The sequence below is a fragment of the Mesorhizobium waitakense genome, from assembly GCF_056431085.1.
This window is the reverse complement of the sequence record NZ_JBWKME010000104.1, coordinates 20,459-43,170: the sequence shown is the minus strand read 5'-3', so window position 1 is coordinate 43,170 and position 22,712 is coordinate 20,459. Positions and strand designations below refer to the sequence as shown.

Genomic DNA, 22,712 nt, shown 5'->3' with positions numbered 1-22,712 from the left:
AGCCGCTTTACGTAAAAGGAAAGAAAATTCGACCTCGTTACGTATCTGCAAGTGAAAGAGAAGAAACCAAAATGAATCCCAACTGGCTACAGAGGCTCAAGAGTAATTTCCGAAGTTAGTATGTTGCGGGCAGCCTCAAACGGGATGTGCCACGGGAGCCACAGGCGCAACTGGAGCCACAGGCGCAACTGGAGCCACAGGCGCGCGTACGACATAACACCAGGCTTCTCGAACAAGCGATCGACCTGCAGATCAAACGGTCGGCTATTCCAACTCTAGAGGCGGAAGCGGCTGCGCACGACAAGATCGCCCGTGCCAATGCATTTCGGCGAATGGCTAGTACCACAGCATTCATCCAGTTTCGAAATCGCCTGGCTGCGGTGGGGCGATCGGATTGAACAGCGTCCTGTCCGGTTTCAGGTCGAGCAGTGGGGTGCCGTCGACGCAGTCCATGCTGCGCACCAATAGCGTCGAGCCTTCTACGCCGACCAGTGTCGCGATCGATGTGCCGATCGGGTTGGGCCGGACCGGCGAGCGCAGCGCAAATGTGCCGCGCGAAGTACCGTCGCTGGCCGGGCTTTGCTTGACGAGGTCGCGCCGGGACAGGTGCAGCCAGTACAGCACTTCCAGCCGCTCGAACGCTTCGATGCCGTCCAGCGCTTCCCGCCACGGATCGAAGATGTCTATCCGGCAGATCGGCCCGTCCGCCCGGCCCTGTCGGGGCGTAATCAGACGCGACGCCCAGGGCGTGTGAATCACACCTATGAACACAAGCCCGGCATCGGTGGCCGGCGGTGGATCCACTGCAACCTCGCTTTGCCTGATCTCGTTTTCGCGAACCATACTCCAGTCAGTCGATGCCGACCATGACGTCCGAGGCCTTGACAACGGCGTACGCCTGCTTGCCTTTTTCGAGCTTGAGATCAGCGACAGCTTCGTTGGTGATGGACGCGGTGACGACAGCACCGCCAATGTCGATCGTGACATGCGAGGTTGTGGCTCCCTTTACGACGTCGACGATTGTTCCCTTGAGGATGTTGCGAGCGCTGATTTTCATACGATCTCTCTCCTCGCTTCATCGACGCGCGGTTCTATGGTCATCCGTCAAAGATGCCCAGATGGCACTTGCCGGCCAATGGTGCAACAAGGAAGCGACGAGCTAAAGGAAGGCCGAGCGCCTGCAGGTCTGGTCGGTGGCGACGCCAAGATTCTGGCCCATGCCGGACATCTTGCCCCAATCGATCACCGCATCGGGTTCGAACAGGGCCATCATGCCGTCGACATCGCCCGCATGCTGCCGCGATATCAGCAGCGGTTCGAGTTCCTGCGGATCATAGGCTGGGTTTCTCCTGGCTGTATCGTTCATGGCGGCACTCCGCTGGCTGTCCGAACGAGATCCTACCGCAACCTGCCAAGATGCGCCGACAGAAGATTGGGGAATTTTACCGTCGCCAGGGCTGTTGTGCGTCAGCGGCACGTAATGCGCCACTATTTTTCCCGTAGGGCTCGGCGGAAGTTCTGAGTGATCGGCTCGGCGAGGTAGGCGAGCGAATGAGGGTCTTCCGATTGTCAGCTTCGCGGGTGGCCGTCGGGGGGCACTGCGATGAGGTTTAGTGTTTGCTCGAGTCCTTCCCGCCCATCAGCAGCTGAATCTCGCTCCCCGGAGTAAACTCCCCGACGGTCGATTTCAGAAGTCGTAGGGCGCCGGGCAAATCTTGGGCGTCGATCTTGCGCTTCATTTCGTCGAAGATGCGCACGATCAGCGCCCCCTCGATCGACCGTGGGGATGCGGCCAGTATCCCCGACGCAGCGGTCCCGCTCAAGGTTTCCTTGTCGTCGAAAAGTTCCTCGAAGAGTTTTTCCCCAGGCCGAAGCCCAATGTAGACTATCAGAATGTCGGTGTCCGGGCGGCGCCCCGACAGACGGATGAGATTTCGAGCAAGATCCACGATCTTCACCGGCGAGCCCATGTCGAGAACGTAAATTCGGCCGCGCTCCTCCGGTCGCGCGCGGCTATGCGCGGCCGCCTGCAGGATGAGAAGGCAGGCTTCCGAAATTGTCATGAAAAAGCGTTCCATGTCCGGATGGGTAACTGTCACCGGCCCGCCGGCCCTGATCTGCTTCTCGAACAGCGGGACCACGGATCCAGCCGAGCCCAGAACGTTCCCAAACCGAACAGTGACGAAACGTGTGCCGTTGACCTCCGAGCCGAGATCCATCGCCTGGCAGAACATCTCCGCCATCCGCTTGGTCGCGCCCATAACGTTAGCGGGATTCACAGCCTTGTCGGTCGACACCAAAATCATCGTTGAGACGTTGGCACGAAGCGCGGCTTCAGCGACATTGCGCGTCCCGATCGCGTTGGTGAAAAGACCTTCAAGCGGCTGAGCTTCAACGATCGGCACATGCTTGAGTGCTGCGGCGTGGAACAGCACGTCGGGTCTATGGGTCGCGACGATTTTGTTGACGGCGTCCTTTTCGCGCACGTTGCAAAGGGCAGCGTGGAGTTCAAAGCTCGGGCGGGTGCCAGTGAGTTCAGTCTCGATAGAGTAGAGAAGGTGCTCGCTGGCGTCCACAAGAATGAGGCCGCGAGGGTTAAGGGCCGCGACCTGTCGCGCCAGCTCGGAACCGATCGAACCACCCGCGCCGGTGATCATTACGATCCTGCTCTCGATCATCGAGGCGATCTTGGGCGTGTCTAGTCTCACGGCCGGCCGTTGCAAGAGATCTTCCAGCTCGATCGGACGCAGTTCGATTTCAGGATCGATGCTTTGCATCTCGAGCAGGTTCGGGAGCCTTAGGATTTCGACTTTCTGCTGTGCCGCGATCTCAACCAACGCCTCAATGCTGGCGTGCCGCTGATAGTCCTCGCGCGAACGTGTCAGGATGATCGCTTCGGGCCGGCGCCCCTGGGCCTCGAATTGATTGAGGATCTGCGGCAGTTTTTCCAGCGGACCCAGCACTGGAACCCCGCGAATAGAACGCCCGGTCCTGCGACCCCGTTCGTCGATAATCGCAAGGACCTCGAATGAGGCACTATTTCTCTCCTTAATCGTCCTCAGGAAGGCTTCGGCATTGTCGGTGGCTCCAACAAGCAGTACGTACTTGCGGGTGCCGCCATAGGCCAAGCGCCAGCGACCGGTATCGTGGCGATTGCGATAGAGCCGATAAGCAGCGCGCGGCCCCGCCAGCAGCAAGATCACGAAGGCCCAGGCGATGAGAATGGAAGAACGGGGAATCAAATCCAGTCTATTCAGCAGAAATTGGCCCACTGTGAACATGGCGACGGAGGCGCTAGCTGTATACGTGATTGCCAGGAGGTCAGACAGCGACGCATAACGCCAAATACCACGGTTAAGTCCTAGCAAAAAACCGACACTGCAGACAATAATCCCAAATAGAACTGCCGAACCAAGGAAATTCGTCAAGTTTTTAACAACAATATCGACATCAAACCTTAACGCAATCGAAAGAAACATTGCGGAAGCACCCATGGTGCCGTCGTGCACCAGCGCCAAGCCCCGCAATACTATCGGTCGGGAAACTCGCCAGGACCAAGTCGTTTTGTCTCCAGCATAAACACGCTTTCGCTGTTTGCATTCTTCTGGAGACACTAGTTTAGACCTTTCGATAAAAGGCGGAGATCAACTCGATCCGCCGACGTCCAATGTCCGAACAGCCGAGGTTCGGTCGCTCGGAGTCGCAGTATAGGGCCCTGGCGCTGACAAGTGCCAGTAACGTCTGAAAATGTGAATCGTTCACGCGGCGATTATCAATACTACCCCGAGGGAGGACGCCAAGTTCAAGGCGATGGTCGAAGCAGGTGCGATGGGATCTTGTCGATGTCGGAGGCCCCACTGTCTGGCAGGGCGCCGAAGACTTCCTCGAGGAACTCGACCTTTCAAAGATCGGCAATGTCGCCAAACTGGACAAGGCGGTCCATCGTCGCCAGACTGCGATTTCAACCAAGCCGCTCCATACCCAGCTGACTCCATCAAGTGCCTTTGACCTCGCAGAGAATGCAGGCACCCGGCAGGCATCCGAAAGCGTCGACAGCGCTCAAAATCGAGCCGCCGCCCCTTGACCCATTAGAGAACACTTTCGACGCTAAGCAGACGCAATGTGAATGCGTATGATCGCAGCGGCGCGACCTTTCCTCAATCGCGGTCACGATCAGCGCGGCTTGCAGAGCAGTCGCGGCAATTCGGGACTTCTCGCTTGAATGGCCGACGCACCCAGCAGCAAGAGACGCAGCATCGAGAGACACGATCCGCGCCAGTCGATCATTTCGCCCCCTCGCCGCACAAGGCAGTCTTTTCGGTCTGCTTGGCGCACCAGTCAGCGATGATCGCCTTCGGATCGGCTTCACTCTGTTCCGGCACGGCACGATCCTTCCCAAGCTGCACCCTATTGCGCTCGGTCATCTGCGGCAGCAGCGTCTTCGCTTCGGCCAGCAGCGCCCCCGCCTCGGGCATCGCGGCGAGATCAGCGATGCAGCGGGGCAATTCCTCCTCGTAGCCGCCATTCGCCAGCGACCAGCGCGCCGCCAGGAATATCTTCACCACGGCAACGACATGGCCGCATTGTGCGACACGCGCCACCCTCGCTTGGGCTGCGTCGCGCTGGGCCCTCTCTTTTTTGAGCGCTATGAGCGTTGCGTCCATCTTCGGTTGCATTTCAAGGATGGTGGCGGTGACCCTGTCGACGAACGCTTTGGCGGGCTCGCAGGCCGACTTGTCGGCTTTCAGACGGCTGGCTTCACGCGTCTGCTCGACGCCGGAACGTGATTTGTCCTGGAGATCCGCTTGCGTGATTGCCGCAGCCGCGAGATCGGTGCTGGCATAGTGCCAATCCCGAAGGCAGTAGGCGTCGATAGCTTCGGCATAGGCCAAGGCCGTCATGAACGGTAGCTTGGCGATCTCGTCCCTGGTCAGGATGTCCGCGGCCTGCGCTTCGGTGATGGTGAGCGCGATGGCTGCAGTCAACAAGGTCGCCTTCATTTAGGTTACTCTTCTCGCCGGATAAGCCGAAGCTGGAATACACTTGGCCAGCACGGTTGCGCTCCAGCTTGAGACCGGAAAAGGCCTTGCCACACGACCTGGCCCAAGCCGTCTTTATACCAGAGACACGGCGTGATTCCGAGACCGAAGCGGATCTCCAAGGACCACCCGTCCACGGTTCGCCGTAGCCCTCCGCTCCGGCCCCGTGCCATTCGAGTGGCGGCAAGCGTCAGTTGTATGGGTCCTTCTCGAAGAAACTTGCGGTGAGTTTTCCTCGCCGACCTGGGGATCGCGGGGCTCACCTGCGCCCAGTTGAGGGCATCACAGTACGTCGCGGCGACGTGCTTCAGCGTGTCGCCCGCATAGTGCCAGACCTCCCACTTACTCGGCCAGTCGCGCGGCATGATCATGTACCCGTAGTGATACAGCGTGATCAGGCTATGGGTGACGGGCGCCGCAAGGCGGTTGTATTTTTCTGCGCCGTAGGCGTCATACGAGACATCCTTGCCGGTATCCGCCTGCTCATTCAGATAATTTCCGGCTTGAGACATCGCCGCCAGGCGGCCGCCTGCCTTTCGTCCCCATGCGATGCAACGGGAGTCGTCGACGGGGTTGTCCCAAACCGGCTCGGCAATCCAGTAGAACTTCGCAGCCCGCCCCGAATAGGCAGTGGCAGCCTCGTCAACGTCACTTATCGCACCGCCAAGCTGCAGCACGTAGAATTCCGAATCCGGCGTTGGCGCAGTCGCGATTGCATCCAGGAGGCAGTTAATGACCTGATCGTCGATGTCACCCAGGAATCCGTCCTTGGCGTAGTAGCGCCGGCCCCACGCAAAGTGCGAGTCGTTGCGGGTTTGCAATTCGAGATATGTCTGACCGCCGACCATGCTGGCATCGGCCCGTGCCAATGATCCATAGGGTTGAATGGTCACGCTGGCGATTTCCGGCAATCCGGACCAGAAAGCGCTCACGGAGACGGTTGTCGATGTCAATTGTGAAGGCTGTCGTCAGTTCACGCGGTGCTTCGGCCGCAAGATCACGATAGCCTCTCAAGCACAGTGTCGAATGCCTGACGCGGATAGCTCCAGCGGCCGACCAGGACCGGTCCGAGAGGGTATGCAATCACGGTGGCGGTGCGGGCTAGACTGCTCACCATCTTCACTCAAACAAAGCCTACCGCCGTTTCATCTTCGGCGTTATCTCTTCGATCCTGACCTTGTCGCCGATCTCTTTTGCCATCGCCAAGGCTTTGTCTTTGTCCTTGGTGGTCAGCACGGTGCGCGAGTGCGGTTTCTCGAACACGCTCACCACGTAGGTTGTCACCGGCTTATCGGTCATCTGGTTGATCGAGCGCGTGTCGCCTGATCAATCCCTGCGCAGCTTTGATCACGGCCTTGCGGCTGTTGCCGTGTTTTAGGATCAACTCCCAAGCCAGGTCCGGAGTCAAACCGTTCTCCGAGGCGAAATATTCGACCTGGTGGTCGTGAATAGCATCCTGCCTGCGCTTATCGCCGGCCATTTGAGCCCTCCGCACGCCAGTTCGGCAGCCTGATGCTACCGTGGGGGAATGGCCAGTGCCGGGATGCTTGGGTGAAGCGAGCCGCACCGGCCATGGCGGGTCGGTCTTTTAGGATCGTCCCCCGCCTTGCCCAAGCTAAATTCATATTAGCAATAGCTCAACTAAGACTGAAGTCCCTAGGGTCCGGACCCATTCGCGATTGAGATCGACGGTATTTCCCACACAGGCCTTAGAAAGATGGATCGTTCCCAAGCCGTGCGAAGATTGCCCGCGCCTCGTCGCTGATTTCGCGGACAATCTCGGCGGCCGGCTGGACGCGGCGGACGAGGCTGACGCCTTGGCCCGACCATAGGGCAAGGGCGTCGATATCGCCCTCGTCACCCGATCCCGGCGTATGAGATTGGTATGCAACCACGTCGCCATATGGCGACTTTGCAACGACCGCGCCTTCGTGGGGACGCCTACCCGCCGGCGGGCGTCCGGCTGCCTCCCAAGCTTCAATCGTTTTGTTGCGGAGGCTACGGTGCGGAGCGTCGGACCAGCCGACATCGAAAACAGTCCCGTATTCTGTGTCCGTCTCCTTGGCTGTCAGGATGCGCTCGCGATAGCGCGGGTGGATTGGAGCTTCGATGCTCGCGAGAAAGCGGGTACCGATCCAAGCGCCCGCGGCACCAAGTGCCATCGCCGCGGCTAGACCGCGTCCATCCGCGATGCCACCGGCAGCAAGAACGGGGACTGGCGCGACCTGGTCAACAACCGCCGGAACCAACGCCATTGTGGCAACTGTACCGTAAACGTGGCCACCCGCCTCCCAGCCCTGCGCGACGATTGCGTCGGCACCATCTGCGGCTGATATCCGAGCCTGTTCGGCGCCTCCTGCCGTATGCAGCACCTTTGCCCCGCCACGATGCGCCGCAGCCGTCAGCGAACCTGCCTGGCCCCAGAAAAATGAGACTACCGGCACGCCTTCTTCCAAACAGATCGCGAGGCGCTCCTCCTGCGGATAAGTCAACACGAGATTGACGCCGAACGGCCGTTTGGTCAGGGCCTTGGTGGCCCGAATTTCTGCGCGTACCGCTTCAGGCGGACTCCAGCCGAGGGCGAGCATCCCGAGACCGCCTGCATTGCTCACCGCGGCGGCGAATTGCGGAGATGTAGCTCCACCCATGGCCGCCTGGACAATCGGAATTTCTATGCCGACGAGAGTGGTGAAGGCGTTGGGCATTGCGCTCCCCCTGAATCCTTCATCCGGGCGCAGCCTTTTGCCCGATTTAGGGACAGTGGTCCAAAGGAGGCACGGAATCAACGGGGATTTCGCCGCGAAGGCCGCCGTCTGCCTCGCGGCCATCGTCAGCTACTGGTTATGAGTCCGGACCCTAAGCCTCCCTTTCGAACGTCGGCTTCCAGTCGCGGTTGTGCCGCTGCCGATCACCTTCGTAGTCAGGAATGCAGTGAAGAACACCGGCCGGCGATACGCGGCCAGCGGCCTTGCAATCCGAGCAGACGAAGAGGCCGACCAAGTCCCAATGCATGGAACCATGGTCCGGCCCGAGCCTATCGATCAGCGCTTGAATGTCGAGCTTTGTCGATTTGCAGCACGCCGGTGCCCGCAATGGACATACATGGTTTCTCGGGCGGCCGGGGTGTCGGAGAGGATCTTCTGAGGCATGGCGATCTCCCGTTGAAGGGGGGTCGCCGCAACCTGATCTCGAACGCGCTTGCAAGGAGCCAATAAGCGCTAATCTGCCCCATCAACAATGATGGCATTGCAAGTCATGCTCTGCAGGCGAAGCGGTAGGATCGCCTGATATGCCGGCGACCCATACCAGCCTTCGGCAGCCGCCCGAGAAGGAAATTCTATGATTACAGTTCGCCCGAAGGGCCACGCACCTTCGATAATTGTGAACTGTCCGCCGCGGGCAATAATTTTGCCTTCGAACGCAGCCAACGTGGGCATGACCACCTTGCGGTAGGCATCGAACTTTGCCTGATCGTGTAGATTTTCCTGGAAAACGACGAATGCTCGCATGCCTGAACCTCAGATGCCACTGACAGTATCGGCGGATTTCAGACATCCAGACCGTGAGTGGCGGTCGGCTTGTCGGTCATCGGCCGGCCTTGCCATCCTTCATTCTGATGGTTCGCAGACATTAGCACGAGCGCATATCTTCCCCAAGCTCCGCCGGTCAGGCTTAACAAATGGCTGGCTGGCCGACGAGGTCGAGCACGGCGTGCAGCAGGCGTCCATATTATCGCTGCGGCTACTATCGCTGCTGGTACTAAAAATCCTCGGAGTTTCTTACGTTGCGCCCCTTGCAATGCCGCCTAATCTGGTAAGCCCGCCATCATCCGCTCTGCCCCACACGCAGGCCCTTGCGAGCAGATCTCAGGATAATCGCCCTTGCGCTTGGCGGTGATCTAGAGGATGGCAGCAGCTTCGCGGATGACCGAGGTTTCTAAGCCTTCAGCGATCTCGCTAATCCGAAGCTGATTCCGATAGTCAGCTCGGAGCTCGTGGCCCGACCTTCTTGAGAGCTTGGCCAACTCGGTTGCAGCACGAACCGCCAACCAACACGCGCCCTGACTTATCGCAGTATCATAGGCTCTAGTTAGGACTTTCATCCCTCGAGTCACATCCGCCTTGGCGACCAAGCAACCCTCAATACGCTCTATTTCGGCCTGCGCCCATCTCTCGTCGGTCTTGTCCATCGCCTCGATAGCATTCTCGATCGCTGCGAGACCCTCATCGATCCGTCCATGCCGGAGGCAAATGTCCGCAATCGACGAATAGAAGTGTGGCAAGTGCAGCTCAGAGCCAGTCGAGCGCCATCGGTTCATGCCGTCTCGCAGCATTCTGAGCCCTTCGTCGGGCAGGTTGCTGCCGATAGCCCAGCCGAGCACAGTGCGAGCACCTCCGGACCAGGATGCCAGCCTGCGGTTGTCAGCTAATATGAGCATCCGTTCAGCGATCTCACGGCACTCGGTCGGCTCATTGCGGAAACGTCGGGCAAGGGCGAGATTCATGAGGATAAATGCCAGATTGAGCGGATGATCGATCCGCTCCGCAGTTTCAACGCTTGACGCACAATTGGCGAGCCCGGTGTCGACCCGCCCAGCGAGCAGCTGCGCCACGCCCAGATAGCTGCGACAGATCGAGGGGCCGTCCTCTCCATATCTTGCGACATCGAAATTCCGATCGGAGTTCGCCCAGGCATTGATTCCGGCCTCGGCTTCCCGTGCAGCATCCCCAATGGCACCGAGATAGAAATAGGACGTGGCGAGTGCCCGATGCGCCAAAGTCGTTTCCTCAACGTTTTCTCCGCGCGAGGTTTCGGCAAGGAGTTGCTTGGCCAGATCTCGGCTCCGGTGAAGGTCGGGCCGGTCAAGGTAGAAGTTCCAAAGCGAACGTCGGACAAAGAAGAGGTTGGAGGTGAGGCCCGTGGATATACAAAGCTCTTCGGCACGGAGAAAGTTCGCTTCAACCTTCTCCGACGCATATCCAGCTGACGCGTTCAGCGGGACGCCCATTTCAATCCGGATTCTGAGTTCAAGCTCATTTTTATCGCCCGAGCTAGTGACTGCTTCCAGGGCATCCAGCGAACCCCTGAAATGCGCGACCGCCTCCGGATTCGCATATCGCGCCGCGGCAGCGCGCCCAGCTTGGAGGAAGCATTCAGCTGCCTCACGATACCGCTTTGCCGCTATGAGGTGATGTGCAACCAACTCCGGTTCGGCCGTCGACTCCAAGCCGAGTTTGTCGGCCAGCCGGCTGTGTATGTCCTGGCGCACCGATTTCAACATACTGTGATAGGCAGCATCGCGAACGAGCGCGTGCTTGAACGTGTATCGTGCGTCCGAGCCCCTTCCGCGGCGGAAGACGAGCTCGGCCTCCACGAGCTTATCGAGTGCCTCTTCCAACTGGGCAGCGCTGAGCCGCGTGACCGATCCAAGGAGGTCGTGGCGGAATTCGCGGCCGATGCACGCGGCCATTTGCGCAACTTCCTTGACCGGCTGCAATCGGTCGAGGCGGGCCATCAGCGAATCGTGCAACGTTAGCGGAATGTCGAGATTTGCGAGTCTGGCATGATCTTCGTCGAAGACGGCTGCGCGATCGAAGTGTCTGGCTTCGAGTACACTCTTTGTCAGCTCTTCAATGAACAGCGGCACACCATCCGTCGTGGCGATGATCTTGTCCACAATGGTGGGCGGTAGTCGAATATCGCCAGCGAGCTTCTCGATGAAAGCGGTGGTCTGTTCACGGCCCAGGCGATTAAGCGCCAATTTCGTCACTATGGGATGTCCGCCAAAACCGTGTTCGAAGGTCGGTCTCGTCGTCACCATCATCATGACCCGAGCGTGCTGAATCCGTTCGACACATTGATCCAACAATTCGAGCGTTGTCGCGTCAATCCAGTGGATGTCCTCGATCACGAACAACAATGGCAGCCTTGCTGCAGAGTCGAGGATGTCGTCCAACAATCCGTCAAGCGTTCGCGCTCGCAGCTGCTGCGGATTCAGGCCCATCAAAGCATCGCTCTGGTGGTTTTGGAGATCGAGCAGGGAAGCGAAGATAGGCAACAACGGATTCGCTGGACCTTTGGTCCCTTCGAGTTTTCTGACCTTCTCTTCAACCCCGTCGGCTTCTCCAATACCGATAGTGCGGCGGAGTTGCTGAACAGCTGGATAGAGCGGCGAGCCAGAGTAATACGGCGAGCACTGATAGCTCACCCGCGCATGTTTCTCTTGAGAGACCGCGTCTATCAAGGCGCGGGTGATGCGAGATTTGCCGATACCCGCCTCGCCGCTGAGAAGCACCAGCTGGCCTTCGCCCCTCTTCGCTTGCCCCCAACGTTCGAGAGCAAGTCCGAGTTCGAGATCTCTTCCGAACATGATTGGAGTAGCGCTCGTGACGCGCGCGTCATAGCGTGTCTCGACGGCATGTTCCCCGACAACCAGAAACGGCGAGACGGGTATCGAAAATCCCTTCAGCTCGATAGGACCCAGGCTCTCAACCGCGAATATTCCGCCGAGCAACTTTCTCGTGCTCTCGGCGACCACCACATATCCCGGTTGGGCCAGGGCTTGCAGCCGAGCGGCGAGATTGGGTGTTTCGCCAACGACGACTTCTTCTTGTGCGGACCCAGTCCCGATGACGTCTCCGACGACACATAATCCCGTGGCAATTCCCACTCTAGCTGCGAGTGGTACTTGAGCAGGAGTGCGCAAACTGGCGACAGCTTTCACTATGGAACGTCCAGAGCGGACCGCCCGCTCGGCGTCCTCCTCGTGAGCATGTGGCCAGCCGAAGTAGCACAGCACGCCGTCGCCCATGAATTTGGCGACGTAGCCATCATAACGGGCGACCTCTGCGGCGACCAACGATTGATATGCGGCTATGATCGAGGCCAAGTCCTCAGGATCGAGCGTCGACGCCAGCGCGGTCGATCCAACGAGGTCGACGAACATGACTGTGAGGTGGCGCCTTTCGGACTCATTCGCTTCGCGCTTTGGCGCTGCACCTTCGTGAGCATTCCGCTTAGCCTCTTCGCCCGCCGGGAGTGGTTGGTCCACTTGATGCGAGAGCTCAGCGATGGCGGTCAGGATCCTTTTCCGGTGACCAACAGATTTTACGCCGAGCTCCCGAAGGTCATCGTCGGAGAGCTTTGGTAGAATTGCCGGATCAATGTCGTTGTCGATGAATGCGCCGGCATACTGCTCAAGGCCCAAGCCTTGCAGCCATGAAGCGATCTCCCTGCCGCCCTGCTGATGATCCATCGAGGCAGTCAAACGCACATACTCAAAATGTCAACGCCTAAGAATGCGTCACTCTTTGTGGTCAGGTGCGGACGAGCTGCGTCCGCGCTGCACCAAAACGCTCCCAATCTAAAGGCCAGCGTTGGCGCGGGTGGCGGCCGGAAGCTGGGGATCAGCATTCATCGGTGGAGTGGCGTGCTTGGGCCGGAAGCGGCTTGGCAGCTTTCGGCCGCCAACGTTAGGAAGCCGACATTCAAGCCCACTGGCGTTGTCTCCGCCTGGACCGAAACGGACCCCGAGCGGTTTTCGTGTCGAGCTTCAGTGTAGTTGAGGGATCTTGAGTCTGAACGGCGGTCGCCGCGCGATGGTGATCATCTAACCGAATACGTTTGCGAGCGTGACGCGCTCTCTGAGACAGAGGCCACCGCGCTTGACGCGTACCTCTCGCGCGCGACTCGCGTGCTGGTGTTGCAGCGCGCCTAATTTAGCTCGTCATTCGCGGGCTTTCAGGCGCTGCTTCTGCTCTCCGAACCACGTCGTCAGCGCATCGATGAAGACGCGCGTCTTCGGCACGAGTGCGCCTCCGCTCGGAAACACGGCGTAGACTTCCACGGGCGGCGGCGTCCACTCGACAAGGACCGGGACGAGAGTCTTCGCAACGACAGAAGACTCGACGAAGTGTTCGGGCGAGCGAAGGACGCCAAGCCCCGCTAGCGCGGCGCGCACGCCAAGGTCGAAGGTACTGACGATGAGCCGAGGGCGAATCGGAACGAGGCGCGTGCGCCCGTTCACGACGAACGACCACTCGTGCGGACCTTCCTTCTCGATGACGATAGTCGGATGATCGGTCACGTCCTCAGGGCGCCTCAGATCGCCATTGGTCGCGACCCAGCGCGGGCTCGCGGTGTATACGCTGGGCGTCATACCGATCCTTCGGGCGATAAACGATGATTCGGCGAGAGGCCCGATGCCGGTGCGGACTGCGAGGTCGAAGCCTTCACGCGCGAGATCGATATGGCGCATCGACGTATCGATGTGGACGGAGACGTCTGGGTTGTTCGCCATGTACGGCAGGACAACCGGCTCGAAGAGCCTGCTGGCCAGCGCCGCGTGCATCGTAACGCGCAGAACTCCGACCGGCTTGCGTTTGGCGGCAGCGATGACCTGCTCTGCCTGGGCGACGGCCTCCAGCGCGCGTCGCGCTTGTTCTACGTAAGCGCGACCCTCGTCGGTGAGGCGAAGAGAGCGGGTAGTGCGGACCAGTAGCGACACTCCCAGTCGCTTCTCGAGCTGTTGGATGCGCTGACTGACGGTCGCTTTGCGGAGGTTCGTCGCGCGCGCGGCGGCGGCGAAGCCGTTCGCATCCACTACCGCCACCAGCGTGGCGAGCTGTTCGAGCGCCATTCCAGATTGGTACGTCATACCGTACCAGTGTATCCGCCCTGTCGACATTGTCCATACAGATCGACGGCCTATCTGTCCTTCACGTACAGCGCAAAGGCTTCACGAAACCAATTGATGAGGAGATGAGACAAATGGCTGTCAAAAAAATAGAGAGCGTTGCGAGCGTCGCCGTGCCGGTCGCCGACCTCAAGTGGGAGGAAATGAAACCCGGCTCTGGTGTTAGTTTTTCGGTCTTGTGGGGCGACCACAAGGAAGGTCCGTTCGGCATGCTGCTGAAGCACCCAGCCGGCGGGGAAGACGAGGCTATGCACACGCACGCGACGGACTACCACGCGGTATTGGTGCAGGGGATTTGGATACACACAGTCGAAGGCGACAGCAGCCCTCCGAAAGAACTGACGCCGGGGTCGTACGTTTTTCAGCCGGCCTGGCAGTTCCACAATGAAAAGTTCCTGGGTGATGAAGACTGCATTGTCTACATCCACCAACTCGGGAAGGCCGACTTCATTCTTCCCGAGGGCGCCGGCCCGGCAGAGAAGAAATGAGCTTCAAGGTGCTCGACAACCTCGGATAGGCGCGGCAGGAGTGTGAGGATAGGAATGGCAAAAGTACTGGTTCTTTACCACTCAGCTTATGGGCACATCGAAGCAATGGCGAATGCCGTTGCTGAGGGGGCGCGTGAAGCGGGCGGGCACGTCGATATTATGCGGGTCCCCGAGCTCGTATCCGAAGAGGTCGCTCGAAAGGCACATTACAAGCTCGATCAGACCGCACCAATCGCGAAGGTGGAAGAACTCGCTGCCTATGACGCGATCATCATCGGCGCGGGCACCCGCTTTGGCCGACTATCATCTCAAATGGCCAATTTCCTCGACCAGGCGGGTGCGCTTTGGGTGCGCGGAGCGCTGCACGGCAAAGTCGGCGGCGCATTTACGTCGACCGCAACGCAACATGGCGGGCAGGAGACAACGCTTTTTTCGATCATCACCAACCTACTTCACTTCGGCATGGTCATTGTCGGCCTTGACTACGGCCATGCGGGGCAGATGACGCTTGCCGAGATCACTGGCGGCTCACCCTACGGCGCCACCACGATCGCTGGCGGCGATGGCTCGCGCCTGCCGACGGCGAACGAGCTGCAGGGAGCCCGCTACCAGGGCCGCAAGATTGGAGAGACCGCAAACAAGCTACACGGCTAATGCTACGTCCGCGCCGTTATGGCGTGGGCCAGCTTTACCGAGTCGAAGCCAACGGCCGGGCAGAAGTCAAGTTCATGTCCGCTTGCGAGAAGCGTCAAACACTGCGCGAGCGACCGGGATTGGGCGCAAAGCTACCGACGGCGCAACAGTAACCAAGCTAGCGCTTCGGGCCGTCAGCGGACTGGCAGCTTCGCGACTTCGGGATGGCGATAGCGGAAGTTTTGCATGGGAAGCTTGAAGTCTAGACCTGACCCTATTTGAAGCGTCGATCTTGGCCATCTCTGCTATTGCAAGGTTTCGAGAAGTCTTCCCATCAGCAGGGTGCGCGGCTCGATCGATGAGACATACCCGTGCTCCCAATCGGTGTGCGCACCATCGCCATCGATCCCAAGACCGTCGAGCGTTGGCACCCCTAGCGCTGCGGTCAGATTGGCGTCGCTCGCGCCACCCGCCATCGCGGAATCCTGCAACTCGAATCCGATGTCCTTTGCAAGCGCCTGCGCGTGATGGAACAGGGCGTCGACCGCCGCCGATTTCACAAACGCCGAGCGGGTAATCCCGCCGCTCACCTCCAGCTTCACGGCGGGATCGTGCGGCTTAAGCCCGCGGATCCTCTGCTCGAACTCGTCGCCTGCGGCTAAATCTGGCACGCGCAGGTCGATCGAAGCCTGACAATGGTGCGGGACGACATTCTTCCCCGTGCCGCCGGAAATCGTTCCGACGCAGGCGGTCACCCCGCGCTGGTAGTCGGTCAGCCCCTCGATCGCCAGGACCTGTCGCGCCATCTCCTTGATGGCACTATGGCCTTTCTCGTGATTGAGCCCGGCATGCGCGGGCACGCCTGTGATCTTCAATTCGAAGGCTCCGACCCCTTTGCGTGAGGTGACGATTTTGCCGCCATCACGGGCGGGCTCCGTCACCAGGACATAACGCGCGAGGCGAGCTTCATCTTCGATCAGTTCGCGCGATGTCGGGCTGCCGATCTCCTCATCGGGCGTGAAGACGAAGGTGATCGGCAGGCGCACGGTTCCCGCGCGCAACACCTGGCGGAAGGCCTCCAGAGCGAGAAAGGCGCCGCCCTTCATGTCGTAGACGCCTGGCCCGTAGAGGCGATCGCCTTCGCGCCGGAACGGCAGCGAGCTTGTGATGGTGCCCATAGGGTGCACCGTGTCGACATGCGAGAGGACCAGGATGCCCGGACTTTGCCTTGCCTCCACGCTGCGCATCACAAGGAGGTCGCCGAGGCCTCTTTGGCCCGGAACTCGTTCGATCGCGACATTGAGGTCGGCGGCGTCGGCTTGGACGAGGTCAACCATGCGGTTGACGGCTTCAGCATCGCGGCTGGGGCTTTCGGTCAGAACCCAGCGCCCGATGCCCTCGATCATTGCCCCAAGGTCGATAGATTGGTTATGCGTCATGGTCGCCTCCTCGCGAACATAGCGACAAAGAACCGTCCTCGCCGACGTCTCGGTTGCAATATGACCTATTTGCCGAAATTCACGCCGGAACGTTGGGAGCCAAGACTGCCGCGATTTCGCATTGCTAGCAAGAACGAACCTCGTCGATAAGCTGCCATCGTGTTCTCTGGCGTCGGCGCTCGTTGGACAAAGGGCGGGTGACGGAGGTGAAGCGTCGGAAGTGCAATGCTGAACTTGGCCGAGGATAGGTCCGGATTTCACCAGATTACCGACCGGTCGATCTCGCCGATGCGCGCCCGGCCGGTCAGCGCCATTGCCACCTCGAAGTCCCGGCGAAGCAGGTTGACACAATGGGCTACGCCCCTCAGCACCACCCGTTGCCAGGGCGTAGACATAGGGGCGGCCAATCATGACTGCGCTTGCCCCAAGGGCAATCGCTTTCAAAAGGTCTGTGCCACGCCTCACGCCGCCGTCGAGGATGATGGGAATCCGCCCGGCTACCCGCTCCGAGATGGCGGGCAGGGCGTCGATGGTCGCCGGCAGGGTGTCGAGGTTACGCGAACCGTGGTTCGAGACGACGATGGCATCGGCACCGGTTCGGATCGCCTCCTCGGCATCGTCAGAATCGAGGATGCCCTTCAGGATAAGCGGTAGGGTTGTCAGCGCGGTGTGCGGCCGAAAGCTGGGGAGCGCGTCAACAGCCATCGGCGCAAATCGCTCTCCGAGTGCCCGATATTCTCCGAAGCTGGGGAGTAGCGCAAAAAATCCCCAGCTTTCGCCGTCAGATATTTCAACAGGTTAGCACTGACTGGCCTTACGCGAGTTTTTGAATATCTCTCTCCTGGGCAAGAGCAACACTGGCTCGACATTTTCGCGATCAATTAGACCGCTATGCGCCAACTCCTGACATTTGCCGTGGCGCAGCGGAGGCCAGAGAGTGCGCGCGACTGATTGATATCGCCGGCAAGCAAATGTTCTTCGGGACCGGCTCGGCGGCCGGTCAGCGAGACGGCGACCCGGCGCTAGGCCACGCCGGTCTCTACGTGTTCCTCCAGGAGAATGCCGATCTTCTAAAGCGGATTGGCGAGTATGCGCCGCCGCAGACCACCTACTACATGCTGCAACTCGCCGAGCGCCTGGCCTTGCAGTCCGAGCAGCGGAAGACGCCGACCAAATCCCAGTGCATGGAAACATGGTCCGGCCCGAGCCGGTCGATAAGTGCTTGGACGTCGAGCTTTGTTGACTTGCAGCATGCCGGATGTCCGCAATTGACGTAGACGCTTTCGCGGGCGGCCAGGGTGTCGGCAATGGTCTTGCAGTACGATTTCTGGACGGGCTTCTAGCGCGCCCCCTTCACCCTCATCTTTAGACCGTAAACACTGCCGGTGGCGGTGATAAAGAGCAGGTCGTTATCTTTGCCACCAAAGGTCACGTTTGTCGTCGTCTCGGGTACGTCGATTTGTTCGATCTTGTTTCCCGTTTGATCGAATACAGCCACACCAATCTGGGTGAGATAGACGTTGCCCTTAGAATCGATGGTCATGCCGTCAGAACCGAGTTTGCAAAAGACGCGTTTGTTCGTGAGCTCGCCATCTGGCTGGATATCGTAGGCATAGGTCCTACTCGCGCCGTAGTCCCCCACGTAAAGCAACTTGCCGTCGGGCGTGCCAATGATGCCGTTGGGTTTCGTCAGGTCGGTCGTGACACGCGTGACAGTCTTGTGGTCGGGCGTGACGAAGTAGACGTTTTGGCCCTCCACCCGCGTGCTGCGGTCGTGATATGAATCGAAATCAGGGTCGGTAAAATAGATGCCGCCGTCCGGACGAATCCACAAGTCATTCGGGCCGTTGAACACCTTGCCGTCGAAGTTCGTCACCAGCACCGTAACTTTCTTGTCGGGCGCAATGGACCATAGTTCGCCCTTATCGGGGGCGACGGCGATGAGATTGCCGACCTTGTCGAAGTAAGTTCCATTCGCGCGTCCCGCTGGCTTGAGCCAGTCGGAGAATTTCCCGTCTACCGCGCTCCACTTAACGATACGATCGTTCGGGTCGTCGGTGAAGAACACGTTGCCCTCAACATCCGCTGCCGGACCTTCGGTGTATCCATAACCTTCGCCCAATTTTTCCAACTTCGCACCAGGCGCGACGACGGAGGAATCCGCCGCGAAGGTGGAACCTGTTGTGAGCAACAGAACGCCGAGAAGTGCGCAGGTGAAGGCGAATGCTTTCATGAGCAGCAGATTGGGCCAAAATTGGAAGTTGTCTGCGGCGTCAGCAACCAGAAATCTTGTCATGTGACGATTTCCTCTCAGATAGGCGGCCATTTGTGCTCCCTCCCTTTGTCGCCGAACCCCTTCGCCATCGCTTTGGCCTTCCGTTTAGATCTTTACCGGCTTGTGCTCCACCTTTTGCTGCTTCCATCGTCTTACGGATAGGTCCCGATTTGCAGAAGCGTATATATTCGCCAGCCGGCGCGACCGCGTATGCCCCCCGCGCCGGTCAGGCCCGGCGCTCTGCTGGCCACCCGCCCGTAACAGGGATGCCGGGCCGCCAAGTCAGAGTTTCAGCGCAGCCGATCCGCCTTTACGACAATCCGGGTGTAAGCGCGCTCGACACCGAATACCGCTTCGTCCTTCGTATCCACCCTGCCCCGCGCACCGCCGATAAAACATGACCAGGACCATGTGCCCGCAGATGGGCCATGTTGCTCTTTCATGATCCGGCCGACGCTCCTGCTCTGGAAATCGCCGCAGAAGTCATAGGGCACCGTCTTCCCGCCGATTTCGGTTCTACCCCATTGCAGCCAGACGCGGGCGCCTCGGTCGACCAAGAACTGGAAGGCGCCTTCCTTGGTTTCCAAAGTCTCCAGGATCTTGCTTCCATCCACGACTTGCCAGCCGCGCTGGTTGGCTAACCGCACGACAAGGCGGTCGGTCACTACGCCGGATCCTCGCGCCAGATCGGCACGCGGTTGATCTTGATTGCCACCAGGCGGCGGATGCGCAGGCCGACAGCGCACGAAGGCCTCGACCTCCAGCCGGCCATGATCCTTGCCGTTTTCGCACTTGATCCGAAAGGCGAGAGAATCCACGTCGACGTCGCCGAAAATCTGGATCAGGTCGGAAGGCGCGTAATTGTGCAGTCGCTTGCAATAGCGGCAGCGCACACGCACCAGGCGCATGCTGTGGTTCAGCTTCGACAGCGGAAAGTCGCGGTTCTTCGGCGCGTAGGTCTCGGGCATACCCTGAAATGAGGAACATATTCCTGCCAGTCAAGGGGCTCTTGACACTCATGTTCTCATTTTGTTCACTGTGGACAGGATGAGCGATGAACCCACCAAACTTGCCGTAGGCATGACACCCGTGCCGCGCGAGCACGCACGGATCGAAAATCACATCTGCGAGTTTGTCGGATGCGGGAAGCGTGCGCCGTTCGGCTTTGCCAAGCCAAGGCAGGCTTCGCACTGGTACTGTCTGGAGCATCGGGAACACGGTGATCGCCATTTGCAGAGGGCAAGATGATCAATCTCCCAAAGCATCCGCACGACTGTCGCGCCGGTCGGACGCTTTAGAGCGCATCACTCGGGCAGGCAACAATCGCGTCGAGGATCGTTCGATAGAGGCTGTCGACTTCCTCGTCGCACTCGTTCCGCTTGATCCCCACCGATTTGGCATCGGCAAACAGCTTGTGGGTTAGCTCGTCAACGGAGATCACGTCGGCTTTCGTCGTCTCAGGGACGTTGTCGGCAATCCATTGATCCAGGAAGCTGATTCCGCGCGTGCTCATTGATGCATAAGCTGGTGCTCAGGTTTCAGTTCCGCACTGCGCTAGTCGACCTCGACCATCTTTCGACCTGGCTTCTTCGCGGCTTTCGTGGAAGCTCCTAATCCCACCTACCGCTCGGGGATGCGAGCTGGCGCCGGATCGAGGAGTGTTGTCTCATCGGTCTGTTGCGTCGCGTTTGCGGCCGGCAGTGCTCCTTCCGGCGTCAGCTTGTCGACTACTTCGGGCAAATCTTTCGTGATCCTGGCAATCAACTCATCGCGTGACAGACCGGTCTGCATCGAAAGGGACGTGAGGGTGTCCTCGTCTATTGCCGTCTCCACATCCTTCGGTTCAATCGGCTCGTTGGCTCCGGTGCCAACCCACGAATCTACCTTCGATCCCGCTCCAGCATTTCTGAAGCGGTCGAGGATGTCCCCAAGCGCCGTCCCAGATACACCCTTGGAAAGCTGATCCATAAGCCCGTCTTGCGGGTTGTTGGGATCGCGATTTCCTGCACCGCGGATCAAGTCGCCGATCTTGTCGCGATTTTGGTAGGCCAGAACGCCAAGCATTGCGACAGCCAGTCTTCCCAGATTTGCCATTGGTTTCCTCCCTTGGGTCACAGAGAGAAGGCTCCGTGCTCGCAAAGGTTCCGCCTGTCCACATAATGCTCGCGCGCTAGCCGCTCGATCCCGACGCCTGAAACAAAAAAGCCCGCCACCTTTCGGCAGCCGGCCAGTTATGGAGTGCTGGGGATCAAAGCCAGCATAGGGTAAACGAGCGGCGGAGGGGTTGGTTGCGCACATTCGGGGTAGCCGATGAGCTTTCCGACCCTGAGCGCAAAAAAGAACCCACCGACCGAAGCCGATGGGAGATAGGAAATGATATGGGAAGATCAGGGGGTGCGCAGCACCTTCAAGATGACGTCCCACCAATAGGCGATGAAGCCGACGGCGGTGCCGCCGACGGCCGTGCCCGCAATGCCCGCCACGAACAGGGCGCCGATGCCGCGCTGCTTCCACTCCTTGAATTCATCGGTGATCTCCTTGCTATCGGTGACATCAGCCTTCATCGTCTCGATGCTGGTTTTCGCCTCGCCGAAATCGTGCACCAGGTCGTCAACGCGCTTGTGGATGGATGCCCGATGCTCATCCGCTCGACGTGTACTGTCGGTGAAGTCGCGGCGCAATGCCGCCACCTCCGCACGCAAGCCGCCGATGGCCTCCGAGATATCGTCAAGCTTCGATGTCATCTGTTCACCGGATCAGCACTTTCATGGAGTGGATGGCGCCGGCCCCGGAGAGCCGGCGCCAATGTCACTTCAACGGTGGCTGCGGCTTGATCAGGCCGGCGAGGCCGTCACGCTGCAAGTTGATCAGCGTCTTGAGGAAGCCGGAGAAGGCGGCGATCCACAGGGCGTCCTGCGGCGGTAGCCACGAAGCTGCGCAATCGAAGCCGCCGCTCGCAAGCGTCGTGCAACCGGTGGCGGTCAGAAGGCCTGCGATCGCCGTGGGAAGCCAGATCAGCACGTTGAGGGCGTTGTGCAGCGTGTTGGTGTTCAGCCATTTCATGAAAGCGAGTCCCTTCGAAATTTGAGAAACGCCGGCAAACGCTACTGCGCCGCCGGCGTCTGAGGGCGGCGCGCCGCCAGGTAAGCCGAGAGCGCGGCGTCATAGGAGGCGTCGATCTCGGCATCGAGAGCTTTAAGCGCTGCGACCTGGTCGGGCGTGACCGAGCCGCTGTTCGACAGCGCGGAGATGATGTTTCGGATCAGGGGCACAACGTCCTGCGCCTCCTGGACGGCGACGGGGATGATGTTGATCAGCTGAGCGATGATCTCATTGATCTTGGCCGAGCTGGTGATCAGCGGGATCAACGACAGCAGGGTCTGCAGCATGGCAGCGAAGGCGGACCAGTTCACGGGGTAGCTCCTTGATTGTTCGACGTTCAGCCGTGAAAGGCCGAGACGATCTGTTGGATGGTTTCGGTGGAGGTGGTCAGCGCGTCATAGACGCCCGCGTCGCCGAGCTCGCCGGGGTGCGAGGCCAGGAAGTCCTCAATCGAGTTGCGCGCCGTGGTGCCGGCCTTGATTGCCGGATCCAGCTTGGTCTGAATGGTATTGTCGTCGCAGCCGACCGGCGCAGGCACGGGCGAGCAATAGACGACATAGTTCTTGGCCGTGACCTTCACGGCGTCGAACGCGTTGACGGCGATCGAGACCGCGGCGGGCGAGACCTTAGCCTGCGTGACGGTGTCGATCGCGCTGGTGACATTGGCGCAGCCGGCGAGCACGAGCATCGCCGCTGCCGCAAACAGCAGTTTCATGAACAGTTTCCTTCTTTGGGGGATGCCCGGCTCACCCGGCCGGGCTCGGGGTACGCTTATGCTGCCGGGGTCTTTTCGGCCTTCTCAAACGTCAGCGAGTAGACTTCGCCGATCTCGAATTGCTCGATGGCAGCAGGGTTGGTGATCGTGATCGAAAGATCGCCAGCCGGGGTGTACTTCGACCAGTCACGGTTGCCCTCAGGCAAGCCCTTCAGATAAGTGCCGAAAGCAGCACTCAGCTTGATCTGGACGTTCACCGCCGTCGGGTCTCCCGTGGTGCGATGGTTGACTTCGCTGACGTAGAACATTGCTCGGACCGTCATCGG

The 22,712-nt window shown here is 59.7% G+C and carries 25 protein-coding genes and 1 pseudogene; 3 read left to right on the top strand and 23 right to left on the bottom strand.

Annotated elements, in window-relative coordinates; genetic code table 11:
- Positions 1 to 351: 351 nt before the first annotated feature.
- The 12 genes from tsaA to AC07FD_RS22875 form a co-directional block, all read right to left on the bottom strand.
- Complete coding sequence (tsaA, locus tag AC07FD_RS22930) at positions 352 to 843, bottom strand: tRNA (N6-threonylcarbamoyladenosine(37)-N6)-methyltransferase TrmO (RefSeq protein WP_478351671.1); 492 nt, start codon at positions 841 to 843, stop codon at positions 352 to 354.
- A gap of 7 nt (positions 844 to 850) precedes the next feature.
- Entirely contained in the window at positions 851 to 1,057 is a 207-nt protein-coding gene (locus tag AC07FD_RS22925) for a TOBE domain-containing protein (protein ID WP_478351670.1), read from the bottom strand.
- 102 nt (positions 1,058 to 1,159) lie between these two features.
- Positions 1,160 to 1,366, bottom strand: coding sequence for a hypothetical protein (locus AC07FD_RS22920; RefSeq protein WP_478351669.1), 207 nt, complete (start codon positions 1,364 to 1,366; stop codon positions 1,160 to 1,162).
- 244 nt (positions 1,367 to 1,610) lie between these two features.
- Positions 1,611 to 3,509 (bottom strand): polysaccharide biosynthesis protein, encoded by a 1,899-nt coding sequence (locus AC07FD_RS22915; RefSeq protein ID WP_478351674.1) that lies wholly within the window; start codon positions 3,507 to 3,509, stop codon positions 1,611 to 1,613.
- 774 nt (positions 3,510 to 4,283) lie between these two features.
- Positions 4,284 to 4,985 carry a hypothetical protein gene (locus AC07FD_RS22910; protein ID WP_478351668.1) on the bottom strand — a complete coding sequence of 234 codons (702 nt, stop codon included), beginning with the start codon at positions 4,983 to 4,985 and terminating at the stop codon, positions 4,284 to 4,286.
- Between the two features lie 20 nt (positions 4,986 to 5,005).
- Positions 5,006 to 5,971: a hypothetical protein gene (locus AC07FD_RS22905; protein ID WP_478351667.1), complete on the bottom strand. Its 966-nt coding sequence runs from the start codon at positions 5,969 to 5,971 to the stop codon at positions 5,006 to 5,008.
- 202 nt (positions 5,972 to 6,173) lie between these two features.
- Entirely contained in the window at positions 6,174 to 6,338 is a 165-nt protein-coding gene (locus tag AC07FD_RS22900) for a hypothetical protein (RefSeq protein ID WP_478351666.1), read from the bottom strand.
- A complete protein-coding gene (locus tag AC07FD_RS22895; RefSeq protein ID WP_478351665.1) occupies positions 6,328 to 6,519 on the bottom strand; it encodes a DUF3606 domain-containing protein in 192 nt (63 codons plus the stop codon). Before AC07FD_RS22895 ends, AC07FD_RS22900 begins: the two co-directional genes overlap by 11 nt.
- A 229-nt stretch (positions 6,520 to 6,748) precedes the next feature.
- Entirely contained in the window at positions 6,749 to 7,744 is a 996-nt protein-coding gene (locus tag AC07FD_RS22890) for an NAD(P)H-dependent flavin oxidoreductase (protein ID WP_478351664.1), read from the bottom strand.
- Between the two features lie 513 nt (positions 7,745 to 8,257).
- The gene (locus AC07FD_RS22885; RefSeq protein WP_478351663.1) at positions 8,258 to 8,548 is read right to left on the bottom strand and encodes a DUF1330 domain-containing protein; all 291 of its coding nucleotides are present in this window, start codon (positions 8,546 to 8,548) and stop codon (positions 8,258 to 8,260) included.
- 389 nt (positions 8,549 to 8,937) lie between these two features.
- Positions 8,938 to 12,294 carry an adenylate/guanylate cyclase domain-containing protein gene (locus AC07FD_RS22880; protein WP_478351662.1) on the bottom strand — a complete coding sequence of 1,119 codons (3,357 nt, stop codon included), beginning with the start codon at positions 12,292 to 12,294 and terminating at the stop codon, positions 8,938 to 8,940.
- A 471-nt stretch (positions 12,295 to 12,765) separates the two neighbouring features.
- Positions 12,766 to 13,677 carry a LysR family transcriptional regulator gene (locus AC07FD_RS22875; RefSeq protein ID WP_478351661.1) on the bottom strand — a complete coding sequence of 304 codons (912 nt, stop codon included), beginning with the start codon at positions 13,675 to 13,677 and terminating at the stop codon, positions 12,766 to 12,768.
- Positions 13,678 to 13,808: 131 nt separating this feature from the next.
- Between AC07FD_RS22875 and AC07FD_RS22870 the strand changes: the two genes are divergently transcribed.
- Together AC07FD_RS22870 and wrbA are read left to right on the top strand one after the other, a co-directional pair.
- Positions 13,809 to 14,222, top strand: coding sequence for a DUF4437 domain-containing protein (locus AC07FD_RS22870; protein WP_478351660.1), 414 nt, complete (start codon positions 13,809 to 13,811; stop codon positions 14,220 to 14,222).
- Positions 14,223 to 14,276: 54 nt separating this feature from the next.
- Positions 14,277 to 14,876, top strand: a complete 600-nt coding sequence (gene wrbA, locus AC07FD_RS22865; protein ID WP_478351659.1) for an NAD(P)H:quinone oxidoreductase — start codon at positions 14,277 to 14,279, stop codon at positions 14,874 to 14,876.
- Between the two features lie 284 nt (positions 14,877 to 15,160).
- Here the strand turns inward: wrbA and AC07FD_RS22860 are convergent, their stop codons facing one another.
- Entirely contained in the window at positions 15,161 to 16,294 is a 1,134-nt protein-coding gene (locus AC07FD_RS22860) for a M20 family metallopeptidase (protein WP_478351673.1), read from the bottom strand.
- A gap of 417 nt (positions 16,295 to 16,711) precedes the next feature.
- Positions 16,712 to 16,999: pseudogene (locus AC07FD_RS22855) on the bottom strand (alpha-hydroxy-acid oxidizing protein); the annotation flags it as partial.
- A 266-nt stretch (positions 17,000 to 17,265) separates the two neighbouring features.
- On the opposite strand from AC07FD_RS22855, the gene AC07FD_RS22850 reads away from it, so the two are divergent.
- Positions 17,266 to 17,571 (top strand): hypothetical protein, encoded by a 306-nt coding sequence (locus AC07FD_RS22850; protein ID WP_478351658.1) that lies wholly within the window; start codon positions 17,266 to 17,268, stop codon positions 17,569 to 17,571.
- Between the two features lie 62 nt (positions 17,572 to 17,633).
- Here AC07FD_RS22850 and AC07FD_RS22845 read toward each other — a convergent pair whose 3' ends face one another.
- The 9 genes from AC07FD_RS22845 to AC07FD_RS22805 all read right to left on the bottom strand — a co-directional run bounded on the left by AC07FD_RS22845 (position 17,634) and on the right by AC07FD_RS22805 (position 22,709).
- Positions 17,634 to 18,620, bottom strand: a complete 987-nt coding sequence (locus AC07FD_RS22845; protein WP_478351657.1) for an SMP-30/gluconolactonase/LRE family protein — start codon at positions 18,618 to 18,620, stop codon at positions 17,634 to 17,636.
- 239 nt (positions 18,621 to 18,859) lie between these two features.
- A complete protein-coding gene (locus AC07FD_RS22840) occupies positions 18,860 to 19,477 on the bottom strand; it encodes a hypothetical protein (protein ID WP_478351656.1) in 618 nt (205 codons plus the stop codon).
- Positions 19,478 to 19,863: 386 nt separating this feature from the next.
- Positions 19,864 to 20,082, bottom strand: coding sequence for a DUF768 domain-containing protein (locus tag AC07FD_RS22835; protein WP_478351655.1), 219 nt, complete (start codon positions 20,080 to 20,082; stop codon positions 19,864 to 19,866).
- A 107-nt stretch (positions 20,083 to 20,189) separates the two neighbouring features.
- On the bottom strand, positions 20,190 to 20,663 hold the full coding sequence (locus AC07FD_RS22830) for a YidB family protein (protein WP_478351654.1): 474 nt from the start codon (positions 20,661 to 20,663) through the stop codon (positions 20,190 to 20,192).
- Positions 20,664 to 20,956: 293 nt separating this feature from the next.
- Positions 20,957 to 21,313: a DUF1515 family protein gene (locus AC07FD_RS22825; RefSeq protein WP_478351653.1), complete on the bottom strand. Its 357-nt coding sequence runs from the start codon at positions 21,311 to 21,313 to the stop codon at positions 20,957 to 20,959.
- A gap of 64 nt (positions 21,314 to 21,377) precedes the next feature.
- Positions 21,378 to 21,632, bottom strand: coding sequence for a hypothetical protein (locus AC07FD_RS22820; protein ID WP_478351652.1), 255 nt, complete (start codon positions 21,630 to 21,632; stop codon positions 21,378 to 21,380).
- 41 nt (positions 21,633 to 21,673) lie between these two features.
- Entirely contained in the window at positions 21,674 to 21,982 is a 309-nt protein-coding gene (locus tag AC07FD_RS22815) for a hypothetical protein (protein WP_478351651.1), read from the bottom strand.
- 26 nt (positions 21,983 to 22,008) lie between these two features.
- Positions 22,009 to 22,386, bottom strand: coding sequence for a hypothetical protein (locus AC07FD_RS22810; protein ID WP_478351650.1), 378 nt, complete (start codon positions 22,384 to 22,386; stop codon positions 22,009 to 22,011).
- 56 nt (positions 22,387 to 22,442) lie between these two features.
- A complete protein-coding gene (locus tag AC07FD_RS22805) occupies positions 22,443 to 22,709 on the bottom strand; it encodes a hypothetical protein (RefSeq protein WP_478351649.1) in 267 nt (88 codons plus the stop codon).
- Between the last annotated feature and the right edge of the window lie 3 nt (positions 22,710 to 22,712).